Origin of the sequence: Flavobacterium sp. FlaQc-57, assembly GCF_044007395.1 — a bacterium.
Lineage (GTDB): Bacteria > Bacteroidota > Bacteroidia > Flavobacteriales > Flavobacteriaceae > Flavobacterium.
The window spans coordinates 1,213,508-1,224,044 of the sequence record NZ_JBIPDA010000002.1 but is presented as its reverse complement, the minus strand read 5'-3'; the positions used below and the strand labels follow the sequence as shown (position 1 = coordinate 1,224,044).

Below are 10,537 nucleotides of genomic sequence, written 5' to 3'. Positions count from 1 at the left end.
AATAGTATAAATAAAACAACTGATTATTAGATAGTTACACATTAAAACACATAACAAATCATAACTAACTGATTTTCAAGAATATAAAATAAAGCGCAAAAGAAGAAATAAACCAAAAACAAACACAATCATTTAAAAAACAAATAATTACACGAATAAAAGCGGCACTAAAGTCAACTTTTGTTACAGTTTTATTCTAGAAAAGTAATATTGCGTTTTAAACCATCAAATTTGGTTCTTTTAATAGGGGAATTTTTGAAAACTATACGAAAAGTTTCCTCAGTAATCTCAATCCAATCTTTTTTAGTAAAAGAAAGTAAATCTGAATTTGGGCTAAATAAAGGTTCCGAATGCGCCTTTGAAAAACGATTCCAAGGACATACATCCTGACAAGTATCACAACCAAACATCCATTCATCAAATTTTCCTTTCATTTCAAAAGGTATATTTTCTTTGAGTTCAATTGTATAATACGAAATACATTTGCTTCCATCAACTACATATGGCGCAACAATTGCTTGTGTTGGACAAGCATCAATACAAGCAGTACAGGAACCACAATGATCTGTTGTGGCATAGTCATATTCTAGGTCTAAATCTAGAATTAGTTCAGCTATAAAATAAAAAGAACCTACTTTTTGAGTTAGCAAGTTACTATTTTTTCCAATCCAGCCTAAACCACTTTTTGCTGCCCAAGCTTTATCTAAAACTGGAGCCGAATCAACAAAAGCTCTTCCTGAAACATCTCCAATATTTTCCTGAATAGAATGAAGAAATTCTTTTAACTTTTCTTTAATTACAAAATGGTAATCCTGACCGTAAGCGTATTTAGAAATTTTATAGCTCTCCTGATTTTGAGATTCAGAAGGGTAATAATTAAGTAAAAGAGAAACCACACTTTTAGCATCATCAACTAATAAAGTAGGATCTAAACGTTTATCAAAATGGTTCTCCATATAAGCCATTTGACCATTATGATTTTTATTGAGCCAATTTTCAAGTCTTGGCGCTTCTTGCTCCAAAAATCCGGCTTTAGATATACCACAAGAAAGAAAACCAAGTCTCTTAGCCTCGGATTTTATAAACTTAGAATATGTTTCTTTAGAATTAATTGTCATCGCTTAGAAAATGAAACTTCTACTCCAACAGGCTTTAATGTAATTAACGGATTAAACTGAACAATATCACTGCTGGATTTAATCACATATTTTTTAACTATTTGAGAAATTGTCAAACACATTTCATAAATAGCAAATCCTGAACCAATGCACATTCTTGGCCCGCCTCCAAAAGGATAAAAATACTGCATTGAGTACTTTTTTTGCTCCCCAAGAAATCTTTCAGGATTAAATTCCTCCGGATTTTCCCAGTATTTTGGATTTCGATGTAATTCATAAAACGAAACACCGATTAAAGTTTCCTTTTTTATATGATAACCGGCAAGCATATCATCTGTAACATTCTGTCTATCGGTAATCCAGGCAGGCGGATACAAACGCATGGCTTCATTTAAAACAGCATTCGTATAAATCATCTTTTGTAGTTGTTCAACAATATCATCTGACTCAGATTGTATCTTAATAATCTCATCAAAAACTCTTTGTTGAACATCCGAATTTCTTCCTAAAAGATAAAGTGTAAACGTCAAAGCATTTGCAGTAGTTTCATGTCCGGCAATAAAGAGAACTTTAATTTCATCAACCAACTGCTTAACTGACATACCTTCGCCCGTATCTTCATAACGAGTCTCCAGAAGCATATTAAGTAAATCATTAATATCTTCTTTAGAATCAATTCTCTGTTCAATAATATCCTGAATAATTCTATTATTTTCCTCAGCTAATTGCAGATGCATCTTAACCTGACCACTAAGCGCAAACCACCAACTTTTATGTGGAAGTCTAATTTCTTTGACTAGAAAATTTTGAACTTCTTCGATAATAAACTTTATACGATTTAGTTTTTCATCTGAAATTGAAAGTTGAAACAAGGACTTTGCTACAACATTAAATGCTAACTGACTCATTACAGGAAAAAGATCAATATCCTTTTCTTCCTCTAAGTCCTCTAACTCAGAAACAATAGTTCTATTCATATTTTCCACCAGCTGATTCATCTTTTGCTTGTGAAATGCAGGTTGAATAAGACGTCTTTGTTTCAACCAAAAATCTCCATCAACAGTCAAAAGTCCTTTGCCTAAATACTTAGAAAGATAAACTGATTGAAATCTAGATTTATGATAATTCTTCTGATTCTTCTGTAAAATATACTGCGCGACTTCATTATCTCTCGATAAAATCAAATGCTTTGAAACACCTATTTTAAGAGAAAAAGAATCTCCTAACTCATCAAAGTATCTTTTATGAAACGGAATAGGATTCTTACGAACCCCTTCAGCATCCAAAAAAAAACGCAATAGCGAAAGTCTGTTCGGGTAATTGTATTTCGTACTTTGAGACATCTTTGATAGCATTAAAACAATCCACCCTGAATATTCGTATTGATTTTACCTAAATGCTTATAAGCTTTATCTGTTACTTCACGACCACGAGGAGTACGCATAATAAATCCTTCCTGAATTAAGAATGGTTCGTAAACTTCTTCAATAGTTTCACTGCTTTCAGAAACAGCCGTTGCCAAAGTAGAAAGTCCAACAGGTCCACCTTTAAATTTATTGATTATAGTCAACAGTATCTTATTATCCATTTCATCAAGACCATGTGCATCAACATTAAGTGCTTTCAAAGCATAACGTGCTATTTCGAGATCAATAGTACCATTTCCTTTTATTTGTGCAAAATCACGAACTCTACGTAATAATGCATTAGCTATACGAGGTGTACCACGACTACGGCCGGCAATTTCAATAGCAGCGTCTAATGAAATTGGCATCTTAAGTATAGAAGAACTCCTTTCAACGATAGATGTCAAAAGTTCAGTAGTATAATATTGTAATCGAGATGAAATTCCAAAACGGGCACGCATCGGCGCAGTCAACAATCCAGAACGAGTTGTAGCTCCAATTAACGTGAAAGGATTCAAATTAATTTGTACCGTTCTGGCATTTGGTCCTGACTCAATCATTATATCTATTTTAAAATCCTCCATTGCCGAATATAAATATTCTTCGACAATCGGACTTAAACGATGGATTTCATCAATAAATAAAACATCTCTCTCATCAAGATTGGTAAGCAAACCGGCCAAATCACCTGGTTTATCTAAAACAGGTCCAGATGTAATTTTAATACCAACTTCTAATTCATTAGCTAAAATATTAGCCAAAGTGGTTTTTCCTAATCCGGGAGGACCATGAAAAAGTGTATGATCAAGTGCTTCTCCCCGCTGATTAGCTGCAGCAACAAAGACTTTTAAATTTTCTAAAACTTGATCTTGTCCCGCAAAATCATCAAATGACAGCGGACGTAATCTTTTCTCAAGATCTAATTCTTCAGGGTTGTACCCATTTGTAGTGGGATCTAGGTTCTCATTCATTTTACAAAGATAGACAAAGTAATCAGTTTGTAAAACAGTAAAAATTGACCTTTCTAACTTTAACTAAAACAAAAAAGACTGTCAAAAATGACAGTCTTTTTTAAATATTTTTTAGTGGTGTAAAACTTCTTCACCTTCTTTCATTGGTACATTTTGAGGAACAAAATCTACATCATGATTTGGGTTACTGTAGTCATATGGCCAACGGTATACATGAGGAATTTCACCTGGCCAGTTACCGTGAATATGTTCTACTGGAGTTGTCCACTCTAATGTTGTCGATTTCCATGGATTCTGAACTGCTTTCTTACCGTAGAAAATACTACTAAAGAAATTGTATAAGAATACTAATTGGAACACACCTCCTACAAGAGCAAATGTTGTAATTAAAACATTTACATTTTGTAAATCATCAAATAATGGGAAGTTTGTGTTTGTATAATAACGTCTTGGTAAACCAGCTAGTCCAATAAAGTGCATTGGAAAGAATACTCCATAAGCACAAACTGCAGTTACCCAAAAGTGAATGTAACCTAAATTTTTATTTAACATTCTTCCGTACATCTTAGGGAACCAGTGGTAAATACCAGCAAACATTCCGTAAAGTGCAGAGATACCCATTACTAAGTGAAAGTGAGCAATTACAAAGTAAGTATCGTGAACGTTAATATCTAAAGTACTATCTCCTAAAATAATTCCCGTTAAACCTCCAGTGATGAAAGTAGAAACCATCCCGATAGAGAATAACATTGCAGGGTTAAATTGTAAGTTCCCTTTCCATAAAGTTGTAATCCAGTTAAACGCTTTTACAGCAGATGGAATTGCAATCAATAAAGTGGTGAAGGTAAATACAGATCCTAAGAAAGGATTCATACCCGAAATAAACATATGGTGCCCCCAAACAATAGTAGATAAAAATGCAATTGCAAGAACCGACATAATCATCGCTCTGTATCCAAAGATTGGTTTACGAGAATTCGTAGCCATAATTTCAGAAACAAGACCCATCGCTGGTAAAATTACGATATAAACCTCAGGGTGACCTAAGAACCAGAATAAGTGTTCGAATAATACTGGAGAACCACCTTGGTAATGTAAAACTTCTCCAGCGATATAAATATCAGATAAGAAGAATGAAGTACCAAAACTTCTATCAAAAATCAATAATAAAGCAGCTGACAATAATACCGGAAAAGAAATAACACCAATAATTGCAGTTACGAAAAATGTCCAGATAGTAAGTGGAAGTCTAGTCATAGACATTCCTTTAGTTCTTAAGTTGATAACAGTAACGATGTAATTTAAAGATCCCATTAAAGAAGATGCAATAAAGATCGCCATTGAAACTAACCATAAAGTCATACCAGTTCCTGAACCAGGAATTGCTTGTGGTAAAGCACTTAATGGTGGATAGATTGTCCAACCTGCAGAAGCTGGTCCAGCTTCAACAAATAAAGAAGACAACATGATTACAGCAGACAAGAAAAACAACCAGTATGAAATCATATTCATAAATCCAGAAGCCATATCTCGCGCTCCAATTTGAAGTGGAATAAGTAAGTTACTAAATGTTCCACTTAAACCAGCCGTCAATACAAAGAATACCATAATGGTACCATGAATTGTAACTAAGGCCAAATAAATATCATTTGCCATTACACCATCAGGTGCAAATTTATCTCCCAATAAAACATTAAAGATTTTGAAAGACTCTTCTGGCCAAGCCAATTGCATTCTGAAAAGCAAAGACATTGCAATACCAATAATACCCATAATGATACCGGTAATTAAATATTGCTTAGCAATCATTTTGTGATCAATACTAAAAATGTATTTAGTAATGAACGTGTCTTTATGATGATGTTCGTGCTCGTGATCGTGTCCGTGATCGTGACCGTGCGCTTCTGCTGACATATATGTGTACTTTAAATTTTCTTAATAATATTATTTCATAGCAACTTTAGCTACAACTGCTTTAACAGTATCTATTACTGCTTTAACAGTATCTTTAGCAGTACTATCTGTAGTAGCTTTTTCTCCTTCAGCAGGTTTTTGAGCAGCCGCAGCAGCTTTAATATCCTGAGCTAAAGTAGTTTTTTCGCTTAACCATTTTTTATAATCTTCCGGAGTATCTACAACAACTTTCATTTGCATGTTATAGTGAGAAGCTCCACAAATTTTATTACATAATAATAAATAATCAAATGTATAAGGATCTAAAGCTGTACCTCCTTTAGCAACTAACTCAATGCTCTTTTCAGCTCTAAGTTTGTTGATGTTTGCAATTTTCTCTACCATAAACGGCAACTCTCTATATTCAGAAGTTGTGTAAGTTGGTATAAATGCAAACTCAGTAACCATTCCAGGAACACAGTTCATTTGCGCTCTAAAGTGAGGCATATAAGCTGAGTGCAATACGTCTTGAGAACGCATTTTGAAATGAACTTTTTTACCTTTTGGAATATGCAATTCAGAAACTACAATATCATCTTGAGCATTAGGATCAGACATATCTACTCCTAAAGTATTTACACCTTCAATTAAACGTACGTTAGCTTTTCCTAAAACATTATCTTGTCCGGCATATCTAGCAGTCCACTTAAACTGTTGTGCATACAATTCGATTTCAATTACATCTTCGTCTTTATCAACAAACATAATGTTGTTCCAAGCATACAATCCATAAAGAATTAAACAAGCTAAAACTACAGATGGAATAATACTCCATATTGCCTCTAATTTATTACTATCAGCAAAGAATAATGCTTTTTTATCTTTGTGTCCTCTATTTTTAAAAGAAAACCAGTATAATAAACCTTGCGTAATAAACTGAACTACAAAAATTAAAACCCATGTAATATTCATTAAATTATCTACTAAAAGTCCGTGCTCTGAAGCAGGAGTGTGAAGTGCTAAACCACCCCATTTTAGTAAACCATAAATCGTAAATATGTATATGAATGCCAAGAAGCCAAACATAATATACCCTTGAATATTATTATCATTATCTGATGCAACTTGAGAATCGTCCGAAGAAGATCCCACTTGAGTAAGATCAAATATCTTGGTCAATTGCCACAATGCAACTGCTAATAAAACTAAAACTATAATTACCAACAAACTTGTCATCTGTTTACTTCTTTAAATATTAATAATGAAAATGTTTACTTTCTTCAATGAAAGGATTTCTTTTTGCCAACAGAGGAGCTTTAGTTAATGCATTAAATACAACAAAAATAAATAATCCTAAGAAGAAAAGAATAGATGAAATTTCAGGAACTCCAATAAACCATTTATCTCCAACTGTACCAGGCATAATCATATTAAAGAAATCTACGTAGTGACCTAGTAAGATAACAACACCAGCCATTACAATAACCCAGCTAAGACGTTTGAAGTCTGTATTGATTAATATTAATAACGGGAACACAAAGTTCATAACTACAGCACCAAAGAATGGCAAATTGTATAACTGAATTCTTGTTATGAAATAAGTTACCTCTTCAGGAATATTAGCGTACCAGATTAACATGAATTGAGAGAACCATAAATAAGTCCAGAAAACACTAATACCAAACATAAATTTAGCTAAATCGTGAATATGGCTTGTATTTACATACTCTAAGTATCCTTTAGATTTTAAATATACAGTAACTAACGCAATTGCAGTAATACCACTTACGAAGAAAGAAGCAAATACATACCATCCGAACAATGTACTGAACCAGTGTGGATCAATTGACATAATCCAATCCCAAGACATAATAGACTCAGAAACAATAAAGAATACTAAGAAACCAGCAGTCAATTTAAAGTTCTTTTTGTAATATAGATCGTCGTTAGCCTCATCTTGAGCAAGACAATTTTTTCTTGAAAAATAATTGTATAAATTCCATCCAATTAAAAATATAGCCGCTCTAATAATCCAGAAAGGAAAGTTTAAGTAACCTGCTTTTCCAGCAATAATTTTATCATAGTTTGGACTATTTGGGTCTGTAACTCCTTCACCTAACCATACAAATAAGTGATTAAAGTGTAATCCGCAAAGAATTAAAATGATAAAGAAAATAACAGAACCAACTGGTAAATAAGCTGTAATTCCCTGCATAACTCTAAACAAAACTGGAGACCAACCTGCCTGAGCAACTTGTTGAATAGCATAAAATGCTAAAGTTCCCATAGAAAGTAGTAAGAAGAAAATACAAGCTACATATAATGCAGACCATGGTTTGTTTTGCAATTGGTGCAATACGTGCTCTAAATGCTTTTCATGCTCATCAGCAGCATTAACTTTTGCATGTTCGCCACCTTTGTGTGAATCATGAGAAGCTTCAGCAGCTTCATGATGTCCAGCTTCTTCATGTGAAGTTTCAGCTGTTGCTTCATGTGCAGCCTCATGAGATCCATGCGCATCTGCAGCAAGAATTTTTTCAACTTCTTGAATATCTTTAGGAGCAGTTAAAAAACCATATCCAATTCCTAAGAAACCAACGGCCATTAGGATGAAAGAAAAAGTTTTTAATTTACTTGAAAATGTATACATATCTATTACGATCAGTTTGTTCAACAATTATAATTGGCTTCTTAGTTTTAGAACATAGTCAGCAACTAACCAACGTTCATGGGCACTTAATTGATTTGCATGTGAACCCATTGCATTTAAACCATAAGTCTCAACATGAAAGATACTTCCTTCAGTGATTTCTCTGTCTTTATAGCTAGGTACTCCAAGAAATTTTTCTCTTTCAACCAATTTACCTTTACCGTTTCCAGTTGCACCATGACAACTGATACAGTAAATTTCGAAAAGTTCTTTTCCTTTACCAGAATTTCTTTCGATAGAATCCAAAGGAGATTTTAAATTAGCTTTAGCCAATTCATAACCTGCAGTCGAATTTTCATATTCATAAGGTTCAAAACCTCTATTGATACTTCCTTCTGCAGGAAGTTGTCCTTCTTTTCCTCCTTTAAATATTTTTGCCTCTGAATATGGCTCATATGCCAAAGACTCATACATATTAGGAAAATACTGATAGTTTGGTGCCGAAGTATTGTGGCATGATGAAACTAAAATAGTTATACCAACTAAAAGTGTTATTTTATATATCCTTTTCATAGCTACAATTAATTCTTTTCAATTACTTTAACTTCAACAGCACCTGTACCTTCGAAAAAAGAAACTAGTTCTGCTTCGTTATCATTTACAGCAACTTCCATTAAAAAATGGTCATCTGTTGTTCTTACATCAGGGTTCTCAGCTTCTTTAAACGGCCATAATCTACTTCTCATATAAAAAGTAATAACCATTAAGTGAGCAGCAAAAAATACCGTCATTTCAAACATAATTGGCACAAAAGCCGGCATATTCTGAATGAAACTAAAACTTGGTTTTCCACCAATATCCTGTGGCCAATCATGAATCATGATATAACTCATCATGGTTGTTGCAACAGAAATACCAACACATCCATATAAAAATGCACAAATTGCTAATCTTGTTGGTGCTAAACCCATAGCTTTATCCAATCCGTGAACTGGGAATGGAGTAAAAACCTCTTCAATATGATGATGAGCAGCTCTGGTTTTCTTTACTGCATCCATCAAAATATCATCGTCATTATAAATGGCGTATATTACTTTATTACTCATGATGTGAATCTTTATTTGCTCTTTCTCTAATGTAATTATCTCCTGTTCCTTTCAAAATTGTTTTAACCTCTGCCTGAGCAATTACAGGGAATGTTCTAGAGTACAATAAAAACAATACGAAGAAGAAACCAATCGTTCCGATGAAAATTCCAATATCAACAAATGTTGGTGAAAACATTGTCCAAGAAGATGGAAGGTAATCTCTATGTAAAGAAGTAACAATAATTACGAATCTTTCAAACCACATTCCGATGTTTACAACAATCGAAATAATAAATGAAAACATGATACTTGTTCTTAATTTCTTGAACCACATAAATTGTGGAGAAAAAACATTACAAGTCATCATCGACCAATATGCCCACCAGTAAGGTCCAGTAGCTCTGTTTAAGAATGCATATTGCTCATATTCTACTCCTGAATACCAAGCTACGAATAACTCAGTGATATACGCTACCCCAACGATAGAACCCGTAATCATGATTACGATATTCATTAACTCGATATGTTGTAATGTAATGTATGCTTCAAGGTTAGAAACTTTTCTCATAACAATCAACAAAGTATTTACCATTGCAAATCCAGAGAAAACCGCTCCTGCAACAAAGTACGGAGGGAAGATTGTTGTATGCCATCCCGGAATTACAGAAGTAGCAAAGTCCATAGATACAATCGTGTGTACAGAAAGTACAAGAGGAGTAGCTAAACCAGCTAATACCAAAGATACTTCTTCAAAACGTTGCCAATCTTTAGCTCTTCCACTCCATCCAAAACTTAGGATAGAATAAACTCTTTTTGTAAAAGGAGTAACCGCTCTATCACGTAGCATTGCAAAATCAGGTAATAAACCAGTCCACCAGAAAACTAATGATACCGAAAGATAAGTTGAAATTGCAAATACATCCCAAAGCAATGGTGAGTTAAAGTTTACCCATAAAGATCCAAATTGATTTGGAATAGGCAAAACCCAGTATGCTAACCATGGACGTCCCATGTGAATAATTGGAAATAAACCTGCCTGAACTACCGAGAAGATAGTCATAGCTTCTGCAGAACGGTTAATCGCCATTCTCCAACGTTGACGGAAAAGTAATAATACCGCAGAAATTAATGTTCCGGCGTGACCAATACCAACCCACCAAACGAAGTTCGTGATATCCCAGGCCCAACCAACTGTTTTATTTAATCCCCATGTTCCAATACCGGTAGATACGGTGTAAATTATACAACCTAACCCCCAAAGGAAGGCTATTAATGCGATTGAAAATACAATCCACCAATGTTTGTTTGCTGGCCCTTCAACAGGGGCAGCTACATCTACAGTTACATCGTGATAAGATTTATCACCTATAACTAAAGGTTTTCTAATGGGTGCTTCGTAGTGAGACGACAT

The 10,537-nt window shown here is 34.0% G+C and carries 9 protein-coding genes; all 9 read right to left on the bottom strand.

Annotated features, from left to right (window positions below; translation table 11 throughout):
- Nucleotides 1–191: 191 nt before the first annotated feature.
- Nucleotides 192–1,118: a tRNA epoxyqueuosine(34) reductase QueG gene (gene queG, locus ACHRVZ_RS11195; protein ID WP_395422492.1), complete on the bottom strand. Its 927-nt coding sequence runs from the start codon at nt 1,116–1,118 to the stop codon at nt 192–194.
- Nucleotides 1,115–2,461 carry a cytochrome P450 gene (locus ACHRVZ_RS11190; RefSeq protein WP_395422491.1) on the bottom strand — a complete coding sequence of 449 codons (1,347 nt, stop codon included), beginning with the start codon at nt 2,459–2,461 and terminating at the stop codon, nt 1,115–1,117. The genes queG and ACHRVZ_RS11190 overlap by 4 nt, the downstream gene beginning before the upstream one ends.
- A gap of 11 nt (nt 2,462–2,472) precedes the next feature.
- Nucleotides 2,473–3,495: a Holliday junction branch migration DNA helicase RuvB gene (ruvB, locus tag ACHRVZ_RS11185; RefSeq protein WP_395422490.1), complete on the bottom strand. Its 1,023-nt coding sequence runs from the start codon at nt 3,493–3,495 to the stop codon at nt 2,473–2,475.
- A 111-nt stretch (nt 3,496–3,606) separates the two neighbouring features.
- Nucleotides 3,607–5,409, bottom strand: a complete 1,803-nt coding sequence (locus ACHRVZ_RS11180; RefSeq protein ID WP_395422489.1) for a cbb3-type cytochrome c oxidase subunit I — start codon at nt 5,407–5,409, stop codon at nt 3,607–3,609.
- Between the two features lie 30 nt (nt 5,410–5,439).
- Entirely contained in the window at nt 5,440–6,624 is a 1,185-nt protein-coding gene (locus ACHRVZ_RS11175; RefSeq protein WP_395422488.1) for a cytochrome c oxidase subunit II, read from the bottom strand.
- 19 nt (nt 6,625–6,643) lie between these two features.
- A complete protein-coding gene (locus ACHRVZ_RS11170; protein WP_395422486.1) occupies nt 6,644–8,038 on the bottom strand; it encodes a quinol:cytochrome C oxidoreductase in 1,395 nt (464 codons plus the stop codon).
- A gap of 27 nt (nt 8,039–8,065) precedes the next feature.
- Nucleotides 8,066–8,611 carry a c-type cytochrome gene (locus ACHRVZ_RS11165; RefSeq protein WP_395422485.1) on the bottom strand — a complete coding sequence of 182 codons (546 nt, stop codon included), beginning with the start codon at nt 8,609–8,611 and terminating at the stop codon, nt 8,066–8,068.
- An 8-nt stretch (nt 8,612–8,619) separates the two neighbouring features.
- Nucleotides 8,620–9,144 carry a DUF3341 domain-containing protein gene (locus tag ACHRVZ_RS11160; protein ID WP_041516373.1) on the bottom strand — a complete coding sequence of 175 codons (525 nt, stop codon included), beginning with the start codon at nt 9,142–9,144 and terminating at the stop codon, nt 8,620–8,622.
- Nucleotides 9,137–10,537 carry an NrfD/PsrC family molybdoenzyme membrane anchor subunit gene (nrfD, locus tag ACHRVZ_RS11155; protein WP_041516374.1) on the bottom strand — a complete coding sequence of 467 codons (1,401 nt, stop codon included), beginning with the start codon at nt 10,535–10,537 and terminating at the stop codon, nt 9,137–9,139. Before nrfD ends, ACHRVZ_RS11160 begins: the two co-directional genes overlap by 8 nt.